This is a genomic window from Streptomyces sp. NBC_00239, from assembly GCF_036194065.1.
Classification (GTDB): Bacteria; Actinomycetota; Actinomycetes; order Streptomycetales; family Streptomycetaceae; genus Streptomyces.
The window spans coordinates 1,694,740-1,719,673 of record NZ_CP108095.1 but is presented as its reverse complement, the minus strand read 5'-3'; the positions used below and the strand labels follow the sequence as shown (position 1 = coordinate 1,719,673).

Below are 24,934 nucleotides of genomic sequence, written 5' to 3'. Positions count from 1 at the left end.
CCTACAGCTCGTGGCCCAGGTCCGCGGCCAGCCGCGTCACCAGGTCGTGGGCGGCGTCCGGGATCACCGTGCCGGGCGGGAACACCGCCGTCGCACCCATCTCCAGCAGCGTCGGCACGTCCTGCGGCGGGATCACCCCGCCGACGACGATCATGACGTCCTCGCGGCCCTCCTCCGCCAGCTGCTCGCGCAGGGCGGGAACGAGGGTCAGGTGGCCGGCCGCCAGCGACGAGACGCCCACCACGTGGACGTCCGCCTCGACGGCCTGGCGGGCCACCTCCGCCGGGGTCTGGAACAGTGGGCCGACGTCGACGTCGAAGCCCAGGTCGGCGAAGGCGGTCGCGATGACCTTCTGGCCGCGGTCGTGGCCGTCCTGGCCCATCTTCGCGACGAGGATGCGCGGCCGGCGGCCCTCCGCCTCCTCGAACCGGTCGACCAGCGCGCGGGTGCGCTCCACGTTCGGGGACTCTCCTGCCTCGTTGCGGTACACGCCGGAGATCGTACGGATCTGGCTGGAGTGCCGGCCGTACACCTTCTCCAGGGCGTCCGAGATCTCGCCGACGGTCGCCATGGCGCGGGCCGCGTCCACGGCGAGCGCCAGGAGGTTGCCCTCCAGGCCCTGGCCGGGTCCCTGCTCGGCGGAGCGCGTCAGCGCGCGCAGCGCCTCCTGGCAGCGCTCCTCGTCGCGCTCCTCGCGCAGCCGCTTCAGCTTGGCGATCTGCTGGGTGCGCACCGAGGAGTTGTCGACCTTGAGGACGTCGATCTGCTCGTCGCTGTCCACCCGGTACTTGTTGACGCCGATCACCGGCTGGCGGCCGGAGTCGATCCGGGCCTGGGTGCGGGCCGCGGCCTCCTCGACGCGCAGCTTCGGGATGCCCGCGTCGATGGCCTGCGCCATGCCGCCGGCCGCCTCGACCTCCTCGATGTGCTGCCAGGCACGCCGCGCCAGGTCGTACGTCAGCTTCTCCACGTACGCGCTGCCGCCCCACGGGTCGATGACCCGGCAGGTACCCGACTCCTGCTGGAGCAGCAGCTGGGTGTTGCGGGCGATGCGCGCCGAGAAGTCGGTGGGCAGCGCGAGCGCCTCGTCGAGGGCGTTGGTGTGCAGCGACTGGGTGTGGCCCTGGGTCGCGGCCATCGCCTCCACGCAGGTGCGGGTGACGTTGTTGAAGACGTCCTGCGCCGTCAGCGACCAGCCCGAGGTCTGCGAATGGGTGCGCAGCGAAAGGGACTTGGGGTTCTTCGGGTCGAACTGCTTGACCAGCCGCGCCCACAGCAGGCGGGCCGCGCGCAGCTTGGCGACCTCCATGAAGAAGTTCATGCCGATCGCCCAGAAGAACGACAGGCGGGGCGCGAACGCATCGACGTCCAGGCCCACTTCGATCCCGGCCCGCAGGTACTCCACGCCGTCCGCGAGGGTGTACGCGAGCTCCAGGTCGGCCGTCGCACCCGCTTCCTGGATGTGGTACCCGGAGATCGAGATGGAGTTGTAGCGCGGCATCTTCTGCGAGGTGTACGCGAAGATGTCGGAGATGATCCGCATCGAGGGCTTCGGCGGATAGATGTAGGTGTTGCGGACCATGAACTCTTTGAGGATGTCGTTCTGGATGGTCCCCGCGAGCTTCTCGGGCGGTACGCCCTGCTCCTCCGCGGCCACGATGTACAGCGCCAGCACGGGCAGCACCGCGCCGTTCATCGTCATCGACACCGTCATCTTGTCCAGCGGAATGCCGTCGAAGAGCTGGCGCATGTCATAGATCGAGTCGATGGCCACGCCCGCCATGCCGACGTCGCCGGTCACCCGCGGGTGGTCGCTGTCGTAGCCGCGGTGCGTCGGCAGGTCGAAGGCGACCGACAGGCCCTTCTGGCCCGCCGCGAGGTTGCGGCGGTAGAAGGCGTTGGACTCCTCGGCCGTGGAGAAGCCGGCGTACTGCCGGATCGTCCAGGGCTGGTTCACGTACATCGTCGGGTACGGGCCGCGCAGGTACGGGGCCACACCCGGGTACGTCTCCAGGAAGTCCAGGCCCTCCAGGTCCCGGCCGGTGTACAGCGGCTTGACGCCGATGCCCTCGGGCGTCTCCCACAGCAGGTCGTCGGTGCCGGCGCCGCCGGCCTCCTTCACCGCCGCACGCCACTGGTCCTCGGAACCGTCCGCCCCGACGGGGGAGGTGAGGTCGATTCCGGAGAAGTCGGGGATGTGCTGCATCACGCCACTCCCATGCGATCGAGAACGGAGGACAGCACGGCGACGGCGTCGCAGCCCGCGAAGACGTAGTCGTCCACCGCGTCCGCGCACGTGCCCGGCTTCCCCGCGAGGAACACGGTGTCCGCGCCCGCGGCACGCAGGGCGCCGGCGACCGCGTCGCCCTGCTCCTCGTACTGCGCGTCGCCGGACACCAGGCAGGCCATCGACGCGCCGCTCGCCGTGAAGGCGGCGGCCGCGGTGGAGGCGTCCACCGACACCGGGTCGTGCACCGGCTCGACGCCGCCCGCCTGGAAGAGGTTGGAGGCGAAGGTGGCCCGGGCGGTGTGCGCGGCGGCCGGACCCAGCGCGGCGAGGAAGATCCTCGGCCGGGTGCCGGTGGCCGCGAGGTGCGCGTCCGAACGGGCGCGCAGCGCCTCGTACGCCTCGTCCCGGCGCACCCTCGGCAGCCCGCCGGAGGGCGGGGCGGGGGCGGGCTCGCGCTCCACCGGCTTCTCCGCCAGGTGCGGGAACTCGCTGACGCCGGTGATCGGTTCGCGCCGCTTGGCGAGCTTCTTGGCGCGCGCGGCCCAGGTGGCCGCGAGCCGGTCGCCGACGAGGCCGGAGCGCAGCGCCGCGGCCAGGCCGCCCGCCCGCTCGATCTCCTGGAAGAACTCCCAGGCGGCGTGGGCGAGTTCGTCGGCGAGCTGTTCCACGTACCAGGAGCCGCCGGCCGGGTCGATCACCCGGGCGAGGTGGGACTCCTCCAGCAGGATGGTGGAGGTGTTGCGGGCGATGCGGCGCGCGAACGCGTCGGGCAGGCCCAGTTCGTGGTCGAAGGGGAGCACGGTGACGGAGTCGGCGCCGCCGACGCCCGCGGCGAGGGTGGCCACGGTGGTCCGCAGCATGTTCACCCACGGGTCACGGCGGGTCATCATCACCGGCGAGGTCACCACGTGCTGGCGCTGGGCACCGGCGTCGGGGGCCCCGCAGGCCTCGGCCACCCGGGCCCACAGCCGGCGCGCGGCGCGCAGCTTGGCGATGGTCAGGAACTGGTCGGCGCTCGCCGCGAAGCGGAACTCCAGTTGCCCGCAGGCCTCTTCGACGCTCAGGCCGGCGCCGGTCAGCGCCCGCAGGTAGGCCACCGCGGTGGCCAGTGCGAGACCCAGCTCCTCGCCGGCCGAACCGCCCGCCTCGTGGTAGGGCAGCGCGTCCACGGTGAGCGCGCGGATGCCGGGCCAGTCGCGTGCGCACTCGTGCGCGAGAGCGATCGCATCCGCGAAGTCGAGGGCCTCGCCGGTACGCGCCTCATGGCCGAGCGGGTCGGCGCCGAGCACGGCACGCGCGTCCTCCCGGACCACCCCGCGCTCCTCGTACAGCCGCAGCAACTCCCGTGCCGCGGCGGCCGTGTCGGCGCCCGCGTCGAGGACCACCGGGGCCAGGTCGAGGTAGACCCCGTCCAGGACCCGGGCGAGCCCGGACACGGGTACGCCGCCCCGGCCCACGGTCAGCCACAGCGAGGTGACACCGTTCTCCAGGTCGGCCAGGGCCGCTTCGTTGAGGCGGGCGGGGTCGGTGCCGGCGAGCCGCTGGCGCACGTCCCAGCCGGTCGTGGCGCCGCCCTCCGCTCGTCCGCCCCGTACGAACGGGGCGAAACCGGGGTAGCCGGCATCGGGCGCGGAATTCCGCGCGGTGTACAGGGGCCGGGTGCTGAGCCCGTCCTCGAGCGTCGTGGACAAGGCGTTCTCGGCGGCTTCGCCGGAGACCTCCTTGCCCGCTTTTCGCAGTACGCCTTCCACCAGGCGCTGCCACTGCTCATGCGTCGCATCAGGGAACTCGGCGGCCAGCGAAAGCCCGTCGTCAGGCAGGACCGTCATGGCTCAGACTGTAGGGCAGCGCACTAGAGAGGCAGCAGAGCGTAACGGTGTGACCTTGACCTCTCCGTTTCCTCCGCGGTGGAGCACGGCGCAGCGGCCGGTGCGGCGAGTGGCTGGGGGTACCGCCGGTAAGGTCGGCCGGCGCTCGGGCCGGGGCGTGCCGCGGCGGGTGCCCCGCGCTCCCCGCGTTCCCCCGGACGGGTCGGGCGGCCGCTTCCGCTTCCGCCGGATTCCCTTCCGTGTGCCCTTCCGGAGCTCCCTTCGTGTGGGGGCGCGGGGGTCCGTTTCGCCGCGGGCGTGGCAGTGGTGTTGCGGGGCGGTGAAATCGAGACGGTGGCCTGAACCGGTTCCGGGCGGGCCGCGATCTTGTGGTCGGAGACGTGGCGACCGGCGGGAACGAGCAGGTCAGAGGCCTTGCGGAGAGGGCTTCGGGCAGGTGTCCGGCGTTGCCCCGCAGGCACTGATCCAGCCAGGTGGGGAGAATGTTGCGGGCCCGGTGACGGCCTTGACCGGTGCCGGGAGCGCTGACACGCTCCGGCCCATGACCGCGACGCACTTCCCCGCCCCGCGGCTCCACACCCGCCTCTGTCCCCCGGCCGGGTGTCCGGGCCGCTGTCGGGCCCCCGGCCGCATCTGACGCCGGTCCGGCCCGCCCCGCCCCGGCGCACGGCGCCCGTACGGCACGTGCCGTAGGCCTTCCCCACCCTTGGGGACCTGCGCGAGCGGTGACGTCCTGCCGCGCCGGCCGCACGGCACGTCCGTGCGGATGCACGGGCTCCACGGATGCAGTGGCTCCAGGAATGCACGGGCTGTACCGGGAGCGTGTCCGCGTCCGCCGGACGTGACCGTCGCCGTGCCGCCGTGCCGTTCGGCCCTCGCCATCCGATCCCCGGGCAGCCCGGACTCCGTATCCCGTACTCGTACCCCTCTCCTCCGTCGTCCGGGCCCGTTGACTCACCCGAGTCACCTGACTCACCGATCCCGTCCGCGTCCAGGACCCCGTCCGACCGGCGGCGGCGACCCCGCCTGCCCGGACGGTCCTTCCGGCACACCCTCCGACGCATCCCGCACCACCGCCCCGCCGTACCCACCCACCCCGAGAGGACCGTCATGACCACCACCACCCACGCCCACACCGCACCCGGCACGCACACCGGCCGCGCCGACGGGCCCGCGGTCCCCGTCGTCACCCGGACCGGCGGGCGCATCGGCGCCCTGATCGAGGGGGTCGTGCTCGGTCCCGACCTCGACGAGTCCGTCGTCGCCGCGGTGCGCGCCGCACTGCTCCGGCACAAGGTCGTCTTCTTCCGGGACCAGCACCACCTCGACGAAGACGGCCACGAGGGCTTCGCCCGGCTGCTCGGCGAGCCGGTGGCGCACCCCACCGTGCCGTCCGCGGACGGGCGTTACGCCCTCGGCATCGACTCCGAGCACGGCGGCCGCGCCAACCAGTGGCACACCGACGTCACGTTCGTCCCCGCCTACCCCGCCTTCTCCATCCTGCGCGCCGTGAGCATCCCCCCGTACGGCGGCGACACCCTGTGGGCCAACACGGTCGCCGCCTACGAGAACCTCCCCGAGCCGCTCCGGGTCCTCGCGGCGAGCCTGCGGGCCGTCCACTCGAACGAGTACGACTACGCCGCGCTGCGCCCCGACGCGCTCCCCGAGGCGCTCGCCCAGTACCGCGAGGTGTTCACCTCGACCGCCTTCCTGACCGAGCACCCGGTGGTCCGCGTCCACCCCGAAACCGGCGAACACGCCCTGCTGCTCGGCAACTTCGTCCAGCGCGTCAAGGGACTGACCGGGCGGGACTCGCGGGCGGTCGTGGACCTCCTGCAGTCCCACATCGAGCTGCCCGAGAACACCGTCCGCTGGCAGTGGCGCGCCGGCGACGTCGCGATCTGGGACAACCGGGCCACCCAGCACTACGGCGTGGACGACTCCGGCGACCACCAGCGCACCCTGCGCCGGGTCACCGTCGACGGGGACGTCCCCGTCGGGCCGGACGGGCGCGGCTCGGTGCTCCTGAAGCCGGAGGCGGTACCCGCGCCCGCGTTCGGGATCCCCTCCGGCGCCTCGGGCGACCGGCAGCGCGGGGTCGCCGACGCCGTGTGACGCGGCGGACGGCGCCGGCGCGCCCCCACCCGCCGGCGCCGTCCACCCGGACAGCCCTCATCTCCCTTATCTGCCCAAGGAGTTCCGTGTCCCGCCTCCTCGCCGTCTCCGGCAGCCCCTCCGCGGTCTCCCGGACCGCCCTCCTCGTGGACCACGTGCTCGACCGCCTCGCCGGGGCCGGCTTCGACACCGGTCACCTCGCCGTGCGGGACCTCCCGGCCGCCGACCTGCTCGCTGCCCGCACCGGGCAGCCCGAACTGCGCGGCGCGCTCGCCGCGGTCGCCCGCGCCGACGGCATCGTGATCGCGACCCCGGTGTACAAGGCCTCGTACACCGGCCTGTTGAAGTCCTTCCTCGACCTGCTCCCGCAGAGCGGACTGGCCGGCAAGACCGTGCTGCCGCTCGTCACCGGCGGCAGCCTCGCGCACGTCCTGTCGATCGACTACGCCCTGCGCCCGGTGCTGTCCGCGCTGGGAGCGCGGCACGTCGTCGCCGGCCGCTTCGTCCTCGACTCGGCGATCGGCCGGGGTCCCTCGGGGGCCGTCCTCGAACCGTCCGCCCTCAGTGAAGTCGCGCAGGCGGTGGCCGAGTTCAGCGAAGCGCTGCGCGTGGGCGCCGCCCTGGAATACGCGCTCAGTCCGACGCCCTGAGCCCCGCCCGTACGAGCCCCGCCCGTACGAGCCCCGGCCGTACGAGTAGCAGCCGTACGAGCCCCGGCTTGCCGGGCCCCGCGCCCACCCCTCGATCCGCACTTTTCAGACCGTCCCCCGGCGCCATCCCGCCCGACCCGACAAGGACCCGTCATGCGCACGACCGTAACCGTCCCGACGCCGGCCTCCCGGCGCGCCTTCCTCACCGTCCTCGGCCTCTCGGCGGCCGCGGTGGGCTGCGGCCGGGCCACCGCCACGGGCGGCTCCCGCGGGGCTGCACAGACCAAGAAGCTCCGCTACCAGGGCTCCGTCGGGCAGGTCACCCTGCCCGAACTCGCCGAAGACCTCGGCTACTTCGGCGACGTGAAGCTGGAGTGGGTCGGCAACACCATCAGCGGCCCGCAGGACATCCAGTCCGCCGCCACCGGCCAGACCGACTTCGGCGGCGCCTTCAACGGCGCGGTGGTCAAACTCGCCGCGGGCAAGGCCCCGATCAAGGCGGTCATCAGCTACTACGGCGTCGACAAGGACACGTACAGCGGCTACTACGTGCGCGCCGACAGCCCGCTGCGAGGGGCCGGGGACCTGGCCGGCAAGAAGGTCGGCATGAACACCCTCGGCGCCCACGCCGAGGCCATGCTCGACATCTACCTCAAGCGCGCCGGCCTCTCGGCCTCCGAGGCCGACCGCGTGGAAGCGCTGGTCGTGCCGCCCGTCAACACCGAACAGACCCTGCGGCAGCGGCAGATCGAGGTCGGCGTGCTCGGCGGGGTGCTCCGAGAGAAGGCCCTCGCCGCCGGCGGGATCCGGCCCCTGTTCAGCGACTACCAGTTGCTCGGCCGGTTCAGCGCCGGTACGTACGTGATGACCGACCGGTTCCTGAAGCAGAACCCGGACACCGCGCGGACGTTCGTCACCGGAGTGGCGAAGGCCATCGAATGGTCGCGGACCACCCCGCGCGAACAGGTCATCGCCCGGATGGCCGACATCATCCGCAAGCGCGGCCGCAACGAGGACGGCTCCGTCCTCAAGTACTGGCGCTCGTACGGAGTCGCCGAGACGGGGGGCCGCATCGGCGACCGCGAGTTCCAGCTGTGGATCGACTGGCTCGCCGAGCGCGGGGACATCCCGAAGGGCCGCATCAAGGCGGCAGACCTGTACACCAACGCGTACAACGGCCTCGGCGCGAAGGCCGGGGGCTGAGCGACATGTCGAAGATCGTGTTCGAGCGGGTCGGGAAGACCTTCCCGGTCAAGGCGTCCGGCCGGACCTCCGGCTTCGGCTCGGGCCGCCGGCGGCCCGGCGAGTTCACCGCACTCGACGGGGTCGACCTGGAGATCGAGGCGGGCGAGTTCCTCGTGGTCGTGGGTCCGAGCGGCTGCGGCAAGTCCACCCTGTTGGACCTGCTCGGCGGCCTCACCCCGGCCACCTCCGGCCGGATCCTCCTGGACGGCCGGCCCGTCAAGGGGCCGGGGCTGGACCGCGGCATCGTCTTCCAGCAGTACGCGCTGCTGCCCTGGCGGACCGCCCAGGGGAACGTCGAGTTCGGGCTGGAGGCGATCGGGGTGCCGCGCCGTCAACGGGCCGCGAGGGCCCGGGAGTTCCTGGAACTCGTGGGGCTCGCCGGATTCGAGGACCGGCACCCCCACGAGCTGTCGGGCGGCATGCGTCAACGCGTCGCCATCGCGCGGGCCCTCGCCTACGACCCGGACGTCCTGCTGATGGACGAACCGTTCGCGGCGCTCGACGCGCAGACGCGGGAAGCGTTGCAGGACGAGCTGCGGGGGATCTGGGAGCGGACCGGCAAGACGGTCGTGTTCATCACCCACGGCATCGAGGAGGCCGTGTATCTGGGGCAGCGGGTGGCCGTGATGACGTCGCGGCCCGGCCGCATCAAGGAGGTCGTACCGGTGGAACTCGGGTCCCGCACGGGTGCGGGTGCCGGTGCCGGTGCCGGTACCGAGGACGTCCGGTCCAGCCCGGAATTCGCCCGTCACCGGCGCGAGATCTGGGGGCTGCTGCACGACGAGGTGGCTCGCGCCCGGCAGCTCGAAAAGGAAGAGGTCACCGCATGAACGGCCGCGTTCAGCCGTATCGGCTCATCTGGGACCGCCTTCAGCTGCGCGGGCGCGCGGGGAATTACCGGCCTGGCCGGGGCGTGAGGCGCGGGTCCGGGTGGAGCCCGGTGCCCGGCGGAGCCGGGTTGTCCTTCTGGGGCTCCGCCCCAGACCCCGCGCCTCAAACGCCGGCGGGGCTGGGATGGGCGTCGCCCGAGGCTGCGCCTCAAGCGTCGGCGGGGCTGGGGGTTGCCCGTGAGGCCGTTGTGCCTCAGGCGCCGGCGGGGCTGGGATGGGCGTCGCCCGAGGCCGCGGCTCAAGCGTCGGCGGGGCTGGGAGTTGAACCTCAGGGTGCCGGCGAGGAAGGGGTGGGTGTCGGCCGGCCCGCGGCTCAAGCGCCGGCGGGGCCGGAGGTGCCTGGTGTTGTGCCTCGGTCGGCGGTGGCCCTGGGGTTCGGGTGGGTCGGGCGGTGGGTGGGGACCGTGCTGCTCCGGTCGGTCGCGGTCGCCGCGTTGCTCCTGGTCTGGGAGGCCGCGCCGCGGCTCGGGCTGGTGGACCGTACCTTCCTGCCGCCCTTCAGCGAGGTGGCCCGCGCCTGGTGGGAGCTGCTCGGTGACGGTCAGCTGGGGGAGCACACCCGGGCCAGCCTGGTCCGCTCCTTCGGCGGCTTCGGGATCGCCGTCGGCGTCGCGATCCCGCTGGGGCTGCTCATCGGCTGGTACCGGCCGGTCGCCGATCTCCTCGGCCCGCTGCTGGAGGTGTTCCGCAACACCGCCGCCCTCGCCCTGCTGCCCGTCTTCACGCTGCTGCTCGGGATCGGCGAGACGTCCAAGGTCTCGATCATCGTGTACGCGTGCCTGTGGCCGGTGCTGCTCAACACCATCAGCGCCGTGCGCAACGCCGACCCGACGCTGGTGAAGCTGGCCCGCTCCATGGACCTGTCGACGCCCAGGCTGTTCCAGAAGGTGATCCTGCCCGCCTCCGTCCCGGCGATCTTCACGGGCATCAGGCTCGCGGGCGCCGTGTCGATCCTGGTCCTCGTCGCCGCCGAGATGATCGGTGCCAAGGCGGGCCTCGGCTACCTGATCAACGCCTCGCAGTTCAACTTCGCGATCCCGCAGATGTACGCGGGCATCGTCACGATCTCCGCCATCGGGGTGGCGTTCAACCAGGTCCTCGTCACCGTGGAGCGGCGCCTCGGCAGCTGGCGGGTCCCCGCCTCACCGTGACCCCCGGCCGCTCGGCCGCCCAGGGCTCGCCGTTCCCCCCGGCCCCCGGGCCCTCCTCCACGCCCCCGCTCCATCCGTCCGTACCCGAACCCGTGCCGGTACCCGTACCCGTACCCCCGCTTCCGAAGGACTCGACCACATGACGTCTGCCGCGCCCCGTCAACTCCACCTCAACGCCTTCCTGATGAACGCCGGCCACCACGACGCGGCCTGGCGCCACCCGGACAGCAGTCCCGAACGCGTCACCGACCTGGCCTACTTCCAGGAGCTGGCCCGTACCGCCGAACGGGGCAAGCTCGACTCGATCTTCTTCGCCGACGGGCTCGCCCTGTGGGGGCAGGCCCGCTACAACGCCCTCGGCGGCTTCGAGCCGTTGACGCTGCTGTCCGCGCTGGCCGCGGTCACCGAGCGGGTCGGACTGATCGCCACCGCTTCCACCACCTTCAACGAACCCTTCCACCTGGCCCGCAAGTTCGCCTCGCTCGACCACATCAGCGGTGGCCGGGCCGGCTGGAACATCGTGACGTCCGGCACCGTGGACGAGGCCCGGAACTTCGGCCGCGAGGAGCACCTGGAACACCGTCTGCGCTACGAGCGGGCCGACGAGTTCCTCGACGTCGCGACCAAGCTCTGGGACAGCTGGGAGGACGACGCGATCGTCCTCGACAAGGAGCGGGGCGTCTACGCCGACACGGACCGGCTGCACCCCGCCGCCCACCGCGGCGCCCACTTCGGCGTGCGGGGCGCGCTCAACGTGCCCCGTTCGCCCCAGGGCCACCCGCTGCTCGTGCAGGCCGGATCCTCCGAGGACGGCAAGGAGTTCGCCGCCCGGTACGCGGAGGCCGTGTTCACCGCCCAGCAGACCCTCGGCGACGCCCAGACCTTCTACAAGGACCTCAAGTCGCGCCTGGCGCGGCACGGTCGTTCCGGGTCCGACCTGCTGATCCTGCCGGGCATCTGCCCCATCATCGGTTCCACCGAAGCCGAAGCGAGGGCTCTGGAACAGGAATTGACGGATCTTCAGATCCCTGAGTACGGGCTGGCGCAACTGTCCGGGATGCTCGGCACCGACCTCACCGGGCTGCCCCTCGACGGGCCGCTGCCCGAGCTGCCCGAGGAGCGGGACATCAACGGCAACAAGAGCCGCTTCACCCTGGTGGCCGAACTGGCCCGCCGGGACGGGCTCACGCTGCGGCAGCTGATCGCCCGGCTCGGCGGCGGACGCGGCCACCGGGTGGTCGCCGGCACCCCCGAGCAGATCGCCGACCAGCTCCAGGAGTGGTTCACCCGGGGCGCCGCGGACGGCTTCAACATCATGGCGCCGATCCTGCCCACCGGGCTGACGCACTTCGTCGACCAGGTCGTCCCCGAGCTCCAGAGCCGCGGCCTGTTCCGCACCGAGTACACCGGCCGCACCCTGCGCGAGCACTACGGCCTGCCCCGGCCCGCCAACCGGTACGCGGGGGAGGCGCGGCTCCCCGCCTGACGGGAGGGGGTGGCGAGGCGCGCGGGCCGGGAGGTGCGAAATGGTGCACATGGGCTGTATTCGGACGCACGCCGGATCGGGCGCGCGCCTCGAAGGGCGGGAGCGGCACGATGGAGCTGACCGGGACCTCGTGACCTCGCGCCGGGACCGGTTCGGCCCGCTCCGTCGCCTGGAGGACTTCGCCCGGGCCGCGGCCGGCGCCAGGGTGTGCGTGCGGACCCTCGTCCTGCCCGCCGACGGACACGATTTCGACACCTGGCAGCGCATGTATCCCGAGGTCATCCCCTGGCTCGGCGAGAGGCTGACCGCACCGAAGGGCTGACGGGGGGCGTACGGCAGGAAGGTGCGGAACAGGACATCACGGGACGGCGGGGTCGCGCGGGACGCGGCCCCGCCGTCCCGCGTCCCCGGCCGGGCTCGTTGATCTTCAATATGTGCGTTGACCAGGCAAGTTGGTGCGTCGCGGCGGCAAGGGCGGCAAGGGGACCAGGGCTGTAACAGGGGCCGGACAAGGGTTTCCCCTGTATCGAGTTCATCCGCCGGTTGCCTACTGTCTGCCCACCGGCGAACGATTCCGGCCGAACGGCCCACCCGCCAACCCCACATGGCGGGATGAGCCGACCGGGCCGGACGGATCCCGGTACTGCCGTTGCCCCCGCCCCGCAGAAGCGGCAGGGGCAGCGCGGCGCGCAGCGGTGGCCGGGGCGGCTGGAGCGAGCCAGCCCCGGTCCCCGCGGCGCCGTACACCTCCCACACCGCACCAAACCGGCCGGACCGGCCCGTCATTGGCGGAACGGCCGCGAAAGGGAACAACGTGCACGCATCACGACGTAGGCTGATATCCGTGGCGGCGATCTCCGTCACCCTGCTCGCCGGCACCGCCACCTCCTCCCTCGCCCTCTCGCAGCCCGCCGCCGCCCCCGCCGTGCCGGCCGCGGCCGCGATCACCCCGCTGCCGGTCGCGCCCGTCGAGAACCTGATCGTCGGCTACAAGTCCGGTGCCACCGAGGCCCGTTCCAACGCCGCCGCCGCCGACGACGCCACCGCGAAGGGCCGCAAGGCCGGCGAGAAGGTCGCCTTCGAGCGCCGCCTGGGCACCGGAGCCGCGCTCGTCGACCTCGGTGGTGCGCAGAGCCCCGCCGACGCCGCCGCCGTGATGACCGCCTTCCGCGCGGACCCGGACGTCGCCTACGTCGAGCCCGACTCCCGTGCCTACGCGATGGCCACTCCCAACGACACCGAGTACGCCAAGCAGTGGGACCTCTTCGAGCCCACCGCCGGCATGAACGTGCCGACCGCCTGGGACAAGACCACCGGCTCCGGCGTCACCGTCGCCGTGATCGACACCGGCTACGTCGCCCACTCCGACGTCGCCCCCAACGTCGTCGCCGGCTACGACTTCATCACCAGCTCCTCCGCCGCCCGCGACGGCAACGGCCGCGACAACAACCCGGCCGACCAGGGCGACTGGAGCGCCGCCGGCGAGTGCGGCACCGGTTCCAAGGCCAGCGACTCCTCCTGGCACGGCACCCACGTGGCGGGCACCATCGGCGCGGCCACCAACAACGCCAAGGGCGTCGCGGGCATCGCGTACGACGCCAAGATCCAGCCGGTGCGCGTGCTCGGCAAGTGCGGCGGCGCCACCTCGGACATCGTCGACGCGATCACCTGGGCGTCGGGCGGCTCCGTCCCCGGCGTCCCGGCCAACGCCACCCCCGCCAAGGTCATCAACATGAGCCTCGGCGGCTCCGGCGCCTGCGGCACCAGCTACCAGAACGCGATCACCGCCGCCGTGAACCGCGGCACCACCGTGGTCGTCGCCGCGGGCAACAGCAACGCCGACGCCAGCGGCTTCTCGCCGGCCAGCTGCAACAACGTGATCAACGTGGCCGCCAGCAGCCGCTCCGGCGACCGCTCCTTCTACTCCAACTACGGCTCGATCATCGACGTCGCCGCGCCGGGCGGTGAGACCCGCCGCGCCACCGACACGCCCGGCACCGTCACCACCCCGGAGAACGGCATCCTCTCCACGATCAACAGCGGCACCACCACGCCGTCGGCCGAGATCTACAAGCCGTACCAGGGCACCAGCATGGCCGCCCCGCACGTCGCCGGCCTCGCCGCCCTGCTCGTCGCCGCCAAGCCCTCGCTGACCCCGGCGCAGGTCGAGTCGACCATCAAGACCACCACCCGCCCGCTGGCCGGCACCTGCACCGGCGGCTGCGGCACCGGCCTCGCCGACGCGACCGCGGCCGTCGCGGCCGTGACCTCCGGCCCGGTCACCCCCACCTTCGAGAACACCACCGACGTGGCCATCCCGGACAACGGCGGCGCCGTCTCCTCCTCGATCGCCGTCACCGGCCGCACCGGCAACGCCCCGGCCGCCCTCAAGGTGAACGTGGACATCCGCCACTCCTACCGCGGTGACCTCGTCATCGACCTGGTCGCCCCGAACGGCACCGTCAAGCGCCTGCAGAACTCCTCCAGCGACAGCGCCGACAACGTGATCACCACTTACACCGTCGACGCCTCGGCCCTGCCCGCCAACGGCACCTGGCAGCTGCGCGTCCAGGACGTCGCCGCCGCTGACACCGGCTACATCAACTCCTGGAGCCTGGGCTTCTGAGCCGCCCGGACCCCTCCCGCACCGACCGCCTGACCCGCGGTTAGTACGGACCAACACAGCCCGCGGGACCTGCCGGTACATCCCATACCGGCAGGTCCCGCGGTGTTTCCGGCCCGCCGGCTGATTTCTGCGTCACAATCCGGGCCCGCCACGCGGCCGACCTCGTATCCTCAGCGCTCACAGGACAGGCACAGGACTGCGAGAGGCGGGTGGCCGTGCGTGGCGGCGACGGGGAACGCTGACACGAGCGTCGGGCGAGCCGAGCTCATCGAGGCCGTCGGCCGTGCGCTGACCACGCACGGCCGCGCGATCCTCACCGGCCCCGCGGGGGCCGGCAAGACCACCGTGGCCGCGGAGCTGGCCGACGCCGCCGCGGCCCGCGGCGAGTGCGTCCTGCGGCTCGCCCCGGAGGCCGCCGACCGCTGGATACCCGAGGCGTCCGCCGCCGCCCTGCTCGCCTCCGTACCCGGGGACGCGCTGGAACGCCTGGCCGGACCCCAGCGCACCGCCATCGCCTGGCTGCGCCGCGAAACCGACGCGCCGCGCGCCGGCCGCGACCACGTCGCCCTGCGCCTCGCCGTCGTCGCGGTCCTGCGGACCCTCGCCGCCGCCGACCCCGTCCTGCTCGTCGTCGACAACGCCCAATGGCTCGACGCCGAGACCACCGACCTGCTGCGCTTCGCCCTGCGCCTGACCCCGCCGCGGGTCCGGGTACTCGTCGCCGAATGCGTCCAGGGCGGCGCCCCCGTCGCCGAATCCCTCTGCGGCCCCGGCACCCCCGGCCTGCGGGTGCCCCCGCTCGGCGCCGACGACCTCGCCGAACTCCTCGTACGGCACGGGCTGCCCGCCCGCCTCGCCGGCCGGATCCACCAGGCCAGCGGCGGCAACCCCCGCCTGGCCCTGGCCCTGGGCCGCTCGCTCGCCGAAGCCCGCGAAGGCGTCCACCACGCCGACACCCTGCCCATCTCCGGACAGGCCCGCGAGGTCGCCCGTCGACTGCTCGCCGAGGCACCCGCCCGCACCCACCCCACGCTGCTGCTCGCCGCGCTCGCCGCCCGCCCCACCACCGCCCTGCTCCGCCGGGCCGGCCGCCCCGACGCCGAAACCGAACTCGCCGAGGCCGAACGGGCCGGACTCGTCACCGTCGGCGAGGACGGCGCGGTGCAATTCACCGCCGGCGCCCTGCCCACCGCCCTGGCCGCCGACGCCGGCTGGCCCGACCGCGCCGCCGGACACGCCGCGCTCGCCGGAGCCGTCGACGACCCCGTCGAAGCGGTCCGCCACCGCGCCCTCGCCGTGGACACCCCCGACGAACCCCTCGCCGAAGAGGTCGCCCGGGCCGCCGCCGACTGCCGGCGCCGCGGCAACCGCGCCCTCGCCGCGGAACTCGGCCTGCTCGCCGCCGAACGCACCCCCCTCGCCCGCCCCGCCGCCGCCCTCGCCCGGCTCGTCGGCGCCGCCGAGGACGCCGGCTGCGCAGGCCGCGCCGACCTCGCCCGCCGCGCCACCCTCGCCGTCCTGGCCCGCGACTCCACGCCCACCGACCGGGTACGCGCCCGCCTCGCCGTCATCGACGCCGCCGGACAGGCCCTCGCCGACCTCGACGAGACCTTCGCCCACGCCATGGACGACGCCGCAGACGACCCGGCGCTGCTCGCCGCCGTCCAGCTGCGCCTGGCCTGGAAGCTCAACCTCAGCGACGGCGACCCGGTCGGCTCCTGCGCCGCCGCCGCGCACGCGGGCCGGCTGGCCGCCGCCGGCGGCGACCCCGGCGCCCAGGCGATGGCCCTGACCGTACGGGCCCGGATGGGCCGGATCCTCGGGGACCCGGCAGCCGAGGACATCCTCGCCGAGGCCCTCGCCCTGCCCGCGCCCGACGTGCCCCTCGTCATGCGCAACGCCCCGCAGTTCCTCGCCGTACGGCACGCCCTGTTCGACGACCGGCTCGCCGACGCCCGCGCCCAGCTCCTCGTCCTGCTGCCCGCGGTCGAACGCTCCGGCTCCGCCGAGGACGTCTTCGAGGTGCTGCGCAGCTTCACCGAAGTGGAACTGCGCCGCGGCCGGTGCGCCGCCGGCGCCGGACACGCCCGGCGCGCCCTCGAACTGACCATCGCCGCGGGCCTGTCACCCGGACCGGCCTGGTACGTCGCGGCCATGGCCGAGGCCACCGGCGGCAGCTTCGCCCGCGCCGCCGCGTACGCCCGCCGGGGCATCCAGGCCTCCGAAGAGGAACGCGACCAGGTGTTCCTCTCGCGCAGCCTGTACGCCCTGGGCCTGGTCGAGCTGGCGATGGGGGAGACCGCCAAGGCGGTCGCCACCCTGCGCCGCGTCGCCGAGCTGGAAGCCGCCCAACAGGTGGTCGACCCCTCCATCCTGCGCTGGCACGGCGAACTGGCCGAGGCGCTGGTCGCCGCCGACGAACCGGAAGTGGCCGCCGGACTCCTCGACGAGGTCCGCGCGGTCGCCGCCGACCTCGGCCGGACCTCGGTGCTCGCCGCCCTCGACCGGGCCCGCGGGCTGTGGCTGTCCGCCTGCGGGGAACCGGCCGCCGCGGTCGCCCTGCTGGAGGCCACCGCCGACCGGTTCGGGCGCCTCGACCTGCCGCTGGAACGCGGCCGTACGCTGCTCGCGCTGGCCCGGGTGGAACGGCGCCGGCGGCGGCGCGCGCCGGCCCGTGCGGCGTTGTTGGCCGCGGCCGACGTCTTCGCCCAGGCGGGCGCGAAGCCGTGGGCCGAACTCGCCCGGGAGGCTCCGGCCGGGCCCGGCCATCCGGGGGCCGCGACCCTCACCGAGGCCGAGACGCGGCTCGCCCTGCTCGTCAGCCAGGGCGCCAGCAATCAGGAGGCCGCGGACAAGCTGTTCCTCAGCGTCAAGACGGTCGAAGCGCGGCTGACCCGCATCTACCAGAAACTCGACGTCCGCTCCCGAGCCCAACTCGCCACAGCCCTACGCCGCTGACCCCGCCGACAGCCTTGCCGGTGCCGGGGTGCAACCTCCAGCCTCGCCGGCGTTTGAGGCGGGCCTGAGCGGGGCCCACCCCGGCCTCGCCAATGCCCTGGGGCGCAACACTCCAGTTTTGCCGGTGCCCTGCGGCGCAACACCCCAGCCTTGCCGGTGCCGGGGGCGCAACACCCCAGGCTTGCCGGTGCCGGGGCGCAACATCCAGCCTCGCCGGCGTTTGAGGCGCGGGGTTTGGGGCGGAGCCCCAAGGACAACCCGGCTCCGCCGGGCACCGGGCTCCGCCCGGACCCGCGCCTCAAACGCCGGCGAGGCTGGAGGTTGTCCCTCGGGCAGCCGGGGAGGCTGGAGGTTGCGCCTCAAACGCCGGCGAGGCTGGAAGTTGTCCCTCGGGCAGCCGGGGAGGCTGGAGGTTGCCCCTCAAACGCCGGCGAGGCTGGGAGTTGCCCCTCGGGCAGCCGGGGAGGCTGAAGACGCTCCAGGGTGTCGGCGAGGCTGAAGGTGCCCCGGCGAGGTAACGGGTGGCACGGGTCGGCCGGCGGAGCCGAGGCGCGCCCGTAGCCGGTCAGGCGGTCGGCGTGAGGCGTACGCCCTCGCCCGCCGCCGCACGCACCAGCACGTCCGCCAGTTCCTCCGGCGCGGAGAACATCGGCCAGTGCCCGGTGCCGAGTTCGAAGAAGCTCACCGCGGGATCGGCCAGCACCCGGAACCGGGGATCACCCGAATCCAGCGCCGCCTGCGCCATCCCGATGCCGAACCCGGCGGCCGTGCAGAACACCCCGGTCGACGGCAGCGCGGCCGCCGCCCCCGTCAGCCGCAGCGGCGAGGCGTACGTACCCAGTGGCTGCGGCGCCGCCAGCCGCACCATCCGGGCCAGGCCCTCCTCCGGGACACCGGTCACGTTCCCCCAGATCTCCCGCTCGCCCGCCGCGGGCGCCGGCACCGACCGCCCGTCCGGGCTCTGCGCCGCCCGCTCCCGCACCATCGCCGACACCGCCGGGTCCGGCAGGGTGCTCAGGACCGAGTCGCCGTCCCGCGGCATCGGCGCGTCCACGTACACCACCCGGGAGATCCGCTCCGGCCGCCGGTCGGCGGCGCCCAGCACCGGGAAGATCCCGTAGCAGTGCCCGACGAGCACCACCTCCCGGCCGTCGGCGTGGTCGATGTGGTCGATCACCTGGACCACGTCATCGACGTGCGTGTCCAGATCCGTGTCCGGGCCCGCCAGGTGACGGCGGTCGCCCATGCCGGTCAGCGTCACCGGGTACACCTCGGCCCCGTCCCGCCGCAGCCGCGCCGCCACCTCCCGCCACGCCCAGCCCCCCGTGAACCCGCCCGACACCAGCACGAACGTCGTCATGACTGCCTCCTCGCATCCCTCGGTACGGACGCCCGGCCGGCCCGTTTCGCCGTCCGCGTCCGCCGGTACGGTAGGAACTCCCCCTGAGGGAGGTTCAAACCGTGTCACCCGACGACACCTGGAGCATCGGCGAGCTCGCCGAGCGCGCGGGCGTTACCGTCAAGACGGTGCGCTTCTACTCGGACGGCGGCCTGCTGCCCGAAGCCGGCCGCAGCGGCGGCGGCCACCGCCGTTACGGCCCGGAGGCCCTCGACCGGCTCCGCCTGATCCGCTCGCTGCGCGCCCTGGACCTGCCGGTCCCCGACGTGGGCCGGGTACTGGAACGCGAGGACCTGCGCGACGGCGTGCTGGAGGACGTCATCGCGGACCGGCTGCGCGAACTCGGCTCCCAGATGGCCGCCTTGCGCTGGCGCGAGGCCGCCCTCCAGCTCGTCCAGGACTGCCCCGCAGCGGAACGGGCCGACCGGCTGCGGCTGATCGGCGCCGTGTCCGCGCCGCCCAGCACGGCCCCGATGGCCGCGTTCTGGCGGGGGCTGCTGCCGCCGCGGCTGTCGGCCGGGTTGCGCTCCGCCATCGTCGAGGCGGCCGTCCCGCAGCCGCCGGCGGACCCGACTCCCGCCCAGGTGCTGGCCTTTGCCCGGCTGCACGCCCTCGTCGCCGAGGTCCTCCCGCACGTGGATGCCTGCCGGCCCACCGCCCGCCGGAGCGACGGGGCCGGGCGGCCGGACGTGCTCTACAGCGGGCTCGGCGAGGCGTACGCGCTGGCCGCCGACGCGGTGCGGGCGCGGCGGGTGCCGCAGGGGGGTGAGGCGCTCGACGCGTTCGTGGGTGCGTATGCGGGGGCGCGTGGGGTGCGGGACACGGGGGCGTTCCGCCGGGAGCTCGGCGTGGTGCTCGCGGGGGCCGCGGATCCCTTTCTCGACCGTTACTGGCGGCTTGTGGGGGAGGTGTCGGGCGGATCCGCCGGGGCGGCCGAGCCGAACATGGGTGACGCGCATGAGTGGCTGCGGGCCGCGTTGGGTGACGGTGTCACCGTGGGGACGGTCCAGCCCAGCGCGGGTGCCGGCGCGGCGACTTGACGGCCACGGGCGTCACAGCCCTCGGGGCTCCGCCCCGGACCCCGCGCCTCAAACGCCGGCGGGGCTGGGGTGGGTTTCGCCCGGGACCCCGCGTCTCAAACGCCGGCGGGGCTGGGGTGGGCTGCGGGCCGGTGGTTGTCTCGGGTGCTACGGGGTCGTGGCCGGGCGGTAGACGAGTAGGGCTTCCGGCAGTTTGTCCAGGCGGAATTCCGTGGGGGCGGTCGCGTACTCGCCGTCGTACGCGAGGGGGGTGCCCGGCGGGACGTCCGAGATGCGCAGGGAGCGCACCCGGGTGGCCAGGTGGACGGGGGAGCGGGTCAGCGGGCCCGCCATGGCTGCGGCGAACAGCCGTGGTCCCGGGCGGCCGCCGCCGCGGACGACCCGTACGTCCAGCAGTTCCTCGCCCAGGCCCAGTCGGCGCTTGGGCGTCGGTCCGGTCCCGTGGTACGTGCCGTTGCCCGCGAACAGCAGCCACACCGGGCGCGGCCGCCCGGCCAGCCGGAGCCGCACCGGCCGCTCGGTGCGCAGCACCCGCCAGGCCGCCAGCAGCGCGGCCGGCCCCCCGCCGATCCGCGGCGCCCACCGCAGCCGGTGCCCGAGCAGCTCCGGATACACGCCGATGCTGAACGTGTTGAGGAAGTAGCCGGGCTCCGACGCACGCCCGGGCCCGTCGCCCGGCCCGCCCTCGGGCCCCCCGTCCGGGCCCGGCGGGCGCACCGGTTCGGGGCCGGGGGTGAAGCGGCCCACTCCGACGCGGACCGCTTCGCCCGCGGTGAGGGCGCGGACGGTGTCCATCGCGTCCAGGATGCCGAGGTCCTGGGCGAAGTGGTTGAGGGTGCCGCCGGGGAAGACGGCCAGGGGTACGCCCGCGCGCAGGGCGGCCGTGGCCGCCGCGTTGACCGTGCCGTCGCCGCCGCACACGCCGAGCACCGTGCAGCGCGCGGCCGCGGAGGCCAGCGTGTCGGTGAGTTCCGGGCCCGTGCACGTGACGAGTTCTGCCCGGGGCAGCCCGGCCAGCACGTCGCCGGCCGTGTTCGCCGTACCCGACTGCGAGTTCGCGACGAGCACCAGCCCGGCGCCGTCGGGCAGCGCCGGCGCCCCGTCCGCCTGGGCCGGGCCGCCCGGCACGGTCCGGATCCGGGCGGCGGCCGCCGTCGCCGCGGCCGCGTTCAGGGGGCGCACGACGAGCCCGGCGGTCACCCCGAGGGCCGCGCCGGCCGCCACGTCGGCCGGGTAGTGGACCCCGGTGTAGACGCGGGAGAACGCCACCGACGCGGCCACCGGACCGAGCAGCACGCCCCAGGCCGGGGCGAGCGAGGCGACACCCGCCGCGAACGCGAAGGCCGAGGCGGCGTGCCCGGACGGGAACGACGTGGTCAGGGGCGCGCGCCGGAGCTGCCGGATCGGCGGCACGGCGTCGATGACGGGCCGGGGCCGGCGTACGGACCACTTGCCGACGGTGTTGACGGTCGCGGAGGCCAGCGCCAGTGAGGCGAGGCCCGCGCCCGCCGCCCGGCGGGTACGCGCCGAGCCGCCCACGGCCAGCGCGGCGGCCAGGCCCGCCCACAGCACGCCGTGGTCCGCGGCCCGGCCCAGCCGCGGCAGGACGCGGTCCGCGCCGGGCCAGTGCCGCCGGGCGACCGCGTCGAACAGCTCACGGTCGACACGGGCGAGCGCGCCCTGCCAGGTCACGGTCGCCTGGCGGGCCGCGGCGCCGGCCTTCAGCGGATGGAACCGGAATTCGGCGGGCATGGTGATGAGCCTCCCTCGCGTCTGGTCGTATGTTGCCTCTCGTACCCGCAAACGTAGCTGCAAACGTAGCCGCGGACGGCGCCGTGCGGCGGGTCTGCGCGGGTGGTGCGCGCGGCGCCCGCGCGCGGCGGGGCGGTGGCCGGCGGGCGGCGCGCCGGTGGCCGCGGGGCGGCGCGGCGGCGTAGTCGGCGTGGTCACTGTGACGTACGTGCCGGAGCGCGACCCACAGGAGAACGGTTGTCCGCGGGCCGCGAATCCGCTCTACTGCTGAGATGCCTGCGGCGCAGGCATATTCACAGGCAAGCCCCTGGAGGGACGATGAGCGCGGATCCGGTGAAACGACATGGCCGGCGACGGCCGTTGACGCACCGGCGCAAAGGCCGCGGCGGCAGGAGATCGCTGCTGGCGTTCCTCATAGCCGGCTTCCTTGTCGTCGGCGCGTTCGCGGCCACGGGCATCGCCTGGGACCCCTTCACCGTCGGCGCGCGCGCCGAGCGGCCCGCCGCCCCGCAGATCGGCAAGGCCTGGTCCGCCGGGCCGGTGGACGGCCGCGGCGACGGGCGGGACGGCGACGCCTCGGCCACCCCGGCGCCCCGGCCCTCCCCGAGCGCCTCGCCGCGCACGGTGCGCCCCCTCGTGCCGCCGCGCACCACGCCCAAGGGCACCTGGCGGCCCAGCGCGGCGCTCCCCTTCGACATGCCCTCGCCCGCGCGGCTGCGCAAGAGCGGCAAGCTGGTGTTCGCGCACTACTTCACCCCGTACCCGCTCTCCCTCGACAACGCCCGCCCGGAGCGCGACTACTACACGCGCAACTACCTCAACCCGGCCGGTGAGAGCGGAAAGCACGAGAAGTACGGCGGGCTGCTGCGCGACCGGCCGCTTCCGGTGGCCCCGAAGACCGGCAACTGGGAGCTGGCCAACCTCAAGCAGGAGGTCCGCACCGCGCGCGACGCCGGGCTCGACGGCTTCACGCTCGACCTGCTGTCGCTCTCCGGGAAGAACTGGGAGCGGTCCGTGATGCTGCTGGACGCGGCCCGCGCCGTGGACCCCGCCTTCAAGATCATGCTGATGCCGGACATGACCTCCCTCAACACCGATCCGGCCGGCCTCGCCAACTCCCTCGCCAAACTCGCCGGTTCACCGGCCGCGCACCGGCTGGGCGACGGGCGGCTGGTCGTCTCCCCGTTCAAGGCCGAGGCGAAGAGCCCGGCGTGGTGGTCGCAGGTCATGGACAACCTGCGGCAACGGCACGGCATCCGCACCGCGTTCGTGCCGCTGTTCCTCGACTTCGGCGCGCACTCGGGGGAGTTCGCCCCGATCAGCTACGGCTTCTCCGAGTGGGGCAGCCGCAGCTACGTCGGCCAGGAGAGCGCCACCCGCGACGTACGGCGCGCCCACGGCATGGGCAAGGTGTGGATGCAGCCGGTGTCGGTCCAGGACGCCCGCCCCAACCAGGGGATCTACGACGAGGCCGGCAACACCGCCACCCTGCGGTCCACCTGGAACCACGCCATCGACGACGGCGCCGACTGGGTGCAGCTGACCACCTGGAACGACTACTCCGAAGGCAGCCAGTTCGCGCCCTCGCTGCACAACGGGCACGCCTACCTCGACCTCACCTCGTACTACCTCACCCGCTTCAAGACCGGCAGCTGGCCGGAGATCGTGCGGGACACGCTCTACCTGAGCTCCCGGGTCCAGTTCACCGGCACCGACCCCACCGGAAGGCAGTCCCTGGTGATGTCGCTGCGCCGCGGCTCGGCCGCGCCCCGGGACCGGGTGGAGGTCCTCAGCTTCCTGACCGCCCCGGCGGACGTCCGCACCGAGACGGGCCGGACGCGCGCCACCCACCGGGCCCCGGCCGGAGTCCACTCCGAGCTGGTCCCGCTGCGCCAGGGCTTCAGCTCGGCCACGGCGCTCCGCGGCGGCCGCACCGCCGCCGAAGTCCTGTCCGGCTACCCGGTCCAGCGCGTGGTCGAAGTCCAGGACCTCCAGTACTACGGGCACACCAGCGGGAGGCGCTGAGCGCGGGGAACGGGCGCGGCGCCGGCGGCGGACGGAACGCGGCCGCGGCGCCGGGGGGCCCGCTTCGGCGGGGTGGTCTTTCCGGGTACGGGGACTTGCTCCCGCGCCGGGGACCCGCTCCCGCGCCGGTGGCTCGTGCCGGGGACGGGTTCCGGTGACGGCGCCGGAGCGGCATGATCACAGGGACACCCATCGGTGCCCGGACCCGGGCCCCGCGCGGCCGACCCGGCTGCCGGGACCGGGGCACCCGTACCCCGCCGCACACCCTGGAGGCGCCTGCCGTGAGCCAGACGATTCCCGCACCCGTCCCCCCGTCCGTCTTTCCCGAGGGCCCCGGACTGTTCCGGCTCGACCCCGGTGTCGCGCACCTCAACCACGGCTCGTTCGGCGCCGTGCCGATACCGGTGCGGGACGTGCAGGTGGGACTGCGGGCCGAGCTGGAGGCCGATCCGGACGCGTTCTTCCTCGCCGCACCCGACCGCATCGAGGCCGCCCGCCGCCGGATCGCCACGCACCTCGGGGCCGAGCCCGACGGCATCGCCTTCGTCTCCAACGCCACCGAGGCCGCCAACATCGCCTTCGCCGCGCTCCGGCTCGCCGAGGGGGACGAGATCCTCGTCACCGACCACGGCTACCCCACCGTCAGCGCGTCCGCGGCCCTGCTCGCCCCGCTGCGGACCGTCACGCTCGACCCCGCCCTCCCCGACGAGGACGCGGTCTGCGAGGCGGTCCTGGCCGCGCTGACGCCCCGCACCAAGGTGGCCGTGCTCGACCACATCACCTCGCCCACCGCCCGCATCGTCGCGGGCCCCCGGCTGCTCGCCGCCCTCGCCGAGCGCGGCGTCACCACCATCGTCGACGGCGCGCACGCCCTCGGCATGCTGGCGGACCCGCTGGCCGGCGGCGCGGACTTCTGGTTCGGGAACCTGCACAAATGGGGCTACGGGCCCGCGGGCAGCGCGATCCTCGCCGTCGCCGAACGCCACCGCGGCTCCGTCCGCGCCCTCGTCCCCTCGTGGGAGGACCACCACGGGTTCCCGCGCAGCATCGAGAACCGGGCCACCGCCGACTACACCGGCTGGCTGGCCGCCCCCGAAGGCCTCGACGTCCTGAACCGGCTCGGCGCCGACAAGGTGCGCGCCCACAACACCGCGCTGGCCGCGTACGGCAGTTCGCTGCTCGCCGAGACGGCCGGGCTCACGCCGCTCCCGTACAGCGAAGGCGTCGCCATGCGCACGCTGCGGCTGCCGCCGGGCGTCGCCGAAACGCAGGACGCGGCCCGCGCCCTGCGCGTCGAGGTCTTCGACCGGCTGCGCGCCCGCGTCAACACCTTCGGCCGGCCGGGCGGCGGCGGCCTGCGCGTCTGCGGCCAGATCTACAACCGGCCCGAGGAGTACGAGGCCCTGGCCACCGGAGTCGCCCGGCTGCTCGACGGCCGCTGAGCCGCCGGGCGGCGGGGCGGCGGGCCGTCCACGGCATCCGCCGGCCCGCGGCGGTCCGGCCAGGTCCGGCCAGGTCCGGCCAGGTCAGGTCCCGGC

Annotated in this window: 16 protein-coding genes; 12 read left to right on the top strand and 4 right to left on the bottom strand. The window is 74.3% G+C overall.

All coding sequences use genetic code 11. The features are described from left to right. Position 1 precedes the first annotated feature (1 nt). Both scpA and mutA read right to left on the bottom strand, forming a co-directional pair. Positions 2 to 2,206, bottom strand: a complete 2,205-nt coding sequence (gene scpA / locus OG764_RS07495) for a methylmalonyl-CoA mutase (RefSeq protein WP_328967607.1) — start codon at positions 2,204 to 2,206, stop codon at positions 2 to 4. Continuing rightward, on the bottom strand, positions 2,206 to 4,059 hold the full coding sequence (mutA, locus tag OG764_RS07490) for a methylmalonyl-CoA mutase small subunit (protein WP_328967606.1): 1,854 nt from the start codon (positions 4,057 to 4,059) through the stop codon (positions 2,206 to 2,208). Before mutA ends, scpA begins: the two co-directional genes overlap by 1 nt. Before the next feature lie 1,110 nt (positions 4,060 to 5,169). On the opposite strand from mutA, the gene OG764_RS07485 reads away from it, so the two are divergent. From OG764_RS07485 to OG764_RS07445, 9 genes are all read left to right on the top strand, one after another. Then, on the top strand, positions 5,170 to 6,174 hold the full coding sequence (locus OG764_RS07485) for a TauD/TfdA dioxygenase family protein (protein WP_328967605.1): 1,005 nt from the start codon (positions 5,170 to 5,172) through the stop codon (positions 6,172 to 6,174). Positions 6,175 to 6,260: 86 nt separating this feature from the next. Next, complete coding sequence (ssuE, locus tag OG764_RS07480; protein WP_328967604.1) at positions 6,261 to 6,824, top strand: NADPH-dependent FMN reductase; 564 nt, start codon at positions 6,261 to 6,263, stop codon at positions 6,822 to 6,824. A gap of 153 nt (positions 6,825 to 6,977) precedes the next feature. Then, positions 6,978 to 8,027 (top strand): ABC transporter substrate-binding protein, encoded by a 1,050-nt coding sequence (locus OG764_RS07475; protein WP_328967603.1) that lies wholly within the window; start codon positions 6,978 to 6,980, stop codon positions 8,025 to 8,027. Positions 8,028 to 8,032: 5 nt separating this feature from the next. Beyond that, positions 8,033 to 8,899, top strand: coding sequence for an ABC transporter ATP-binding protein (locus OG764_RS07470; protein ID WP_328967602.1), 867 nt, complete (start codon positions 8,033 to 8,035; stop codon positions 8,897 to 8,899). Positions 8,900 to 9,321: 422 nt separating this feature from the next. Beyond that, a complete protein-coding gene (locus OG764_RS07465) occupies positions 9,322 to 10,110 on the top strand; it encodes an ABC transporter permease (protein ID WP_443056192.1) in 789 nt (262 codons plus the stop codon). A gap of 139 nt (positions 10,111 to 10,249) precedes the next feature. Beyond that, entirely contained in the window at positions 10,250 to 11,596 is a 1,347-nt protein-coding gene (locus OG764_RS07460) for an LLM class flavin-dependent oxidoreductase (protein ID WP_328967600.1), read from the top strand. Positions 11,597 to 11,726: 130 nt separating this feature from the next. After that, positions 11,727 to 11,918 carry a hypothetical protein gene (locus tag OG764_RS07455; protein ID WP_328967599.1) on the top strand — a complete coding sequence of 64 codons (192 nt, stop codon included), beginning with the start codon at positions 11,727 to 11,729 and terminating at the stop codon, positions 11,916 to 11,918. A 522-nt stretch (positions 11,919 to 12,440) separates the two neighbouring features. Further along, positions 12,441 to 14,222, top strand: a complete 1,782-nt coding sequence (locus OG764_RS07450; RefSeq protein WP_328967598.1) for a S8 family peptidase — start codon at positions 12,441 to 12,443, stop codon at positions 14,220 to 14,222. Positions 14,223 to 14,441: 219 nt separating this feature from the next. After that, on the top strand, positions 14,442 to 17,180 hold the full coding sequence (locus tag OG764_RS07445) for a helix-turn-helix transcriptional regulator (RefSeq protein ID WP_328967597.1): 2,739 nt from the start codon (positions 14,442 to 14,444) through the stop codon (positions 17,178 to 17,180). Positions 17,181 to 17,745: 565 nt separating this feature from the next. Here the strand turns inward: OG764_RS07445 and OG764_RS07440 are convergent. Then, positions 17,746 to 18,540: an alpha/beta fold hydrolase gene (locus OG764_RS07440; RefSeq protein ID WP_328967596.1), complete on the bottom strand. Its 795-nt coding sequence runs from the start codon at positions 18,538 to 18,540 to the stop codon at positions 17,746 to 17,748. A gap of 101 nt (positions 18,541 to 18,641) precedes the next feature. Here OG764_RS07440 and OG764_RS07435 point away from each other — a divergent pair, with 101 nt between their 5' ends. Further along, positions 18,642 to 19,619 (top strand): helix-turn-helix domain-containing protein, encoded by a 978-nt coding sequence (locus OG764_RS07435; protein WP_328967595.1) that lies wholly within the window; start codon positions 18,642 to 18,644, stop codon positions 19,617 to 19,619. Positions 19,620 to 19,766: 147 nt separating this feature from the next. On the opposite strand, the gene OG764_RS07430 is transcribed toward OG764_RS07435, so the two are convergent. Beyond that, on the bottom strand, positions 19,767 to 21,371 hold the full coding sequence (locus tag OG764_RS07430; protein WP_328967594.1) for a bifunctional phosphatase PAP2/diacylglycerol kinase family protein: 1,605 nt from the start codon (positions 21,369 to 21,371) through the stop codon (positions 19,767 to 19,769). Between the two features lie 318 nt (positions 21,372 to 21,689). Here OG764_RS07430 and OG764_RS07425 point away from each other — a divergent pair, with 318 nt between their 5' ends. Together OG764_RS07425 and OG764_RS07420 are read left to right on the top strand one after the other, a co-directional pair. Then, positions 21,690 to 23,396 (top strand): glycoside hydrolase family 71 protein, encoded by a 1,707-nt coding sequence (locus tag OG764_RS07425; protein ID WP_328967593.1) that lies wholly within the window; start codon positions 21,690 to 21,692, stop codon positions 23,394 to 23,396. A 281-nt stretch (positions 23,397 to 23,677) separates the two neighbouring features. Then, positions 23,678 to 24,838 carry an aminotransferase class V-fold PLP-dependent enzyme gene (locus OG764_RS07420; protein ID WP_328967592.1) on the top strand — a complete coding sequence of 387 codons (1,161 nt, stop codon included), beginning with the start codon at positions 23,678 to 23,680 and terminating at the stop codon, positions 24,836 to 24,838. The last annotated feature ends 96 nt before the right edge of the window (positions 24,839 to 24,934 follow it).

Bases quoted from the DNA above. Each gene is read 5' to 3' on its own strand.
- scpA (WP_328967607.1), bottom strand. From the start codon at position 2,206: ATGCAGCACATCCCCGACTTCTCCGGAATCGACCTCACCTCCCCCGTC.
- mutA (WP_328967606.1), bottom strand. From the start codon at position 4,059: ATGACGGTCCTGCCTGACGACGGGCTTTCGCTGGCCGCCGAGTTCCCT.
- OG764_RS07485 (WP_328967605.1), top strand. From the start codon at position 5,170: ATGACCACCACCACCCACGCCCACACCGCACCCGGCACGCACACCGGC.
- OG764_RS07475 (WP_328967603.1), top strand. From the start codon at position 6,978: ATGCGCACGACCGTAACCGTCCCGACGCCGGCCTCCCGGCGCGCCTTC.
- OG764_RS07470 (WP_328967602.1), top strand. From the start codon at position 8,033: ATGTCGAAGATCGTGTTCGAGCGGGTCGGGAAGACCTTCCCGGTCAAG.
- OG764_RS07460 (WP_328967600.1), top strand. From the start codon at position 10,250: ATGACGTCTGCCGCGCCCCGTCAACTCCACCTCAACGCCTTCCTGATG.
- OG764_RS07440 (WP_328967596.1), bottom strand. From the start codon at position 18,540: ATGACGACGTTCGTGCTGGTGTCGGGCGGGTTCACGGGGGGCTGGGCG.
- OG764_RS07430 (WP_328967594.1), bottom strand. From the start codon at position 21,371: ATGCCCGCCGAATTCCGGTTCCATCCGCTGAAGGCCGGCGCCGCGGCC.
- OG764_RS07425 (WP_328967593.1), top strand. From the start codon at position 21,690: ATGAGCGCGGATCCGGTGAAACGACATGGCCGGCGACGGCCGTTGACG.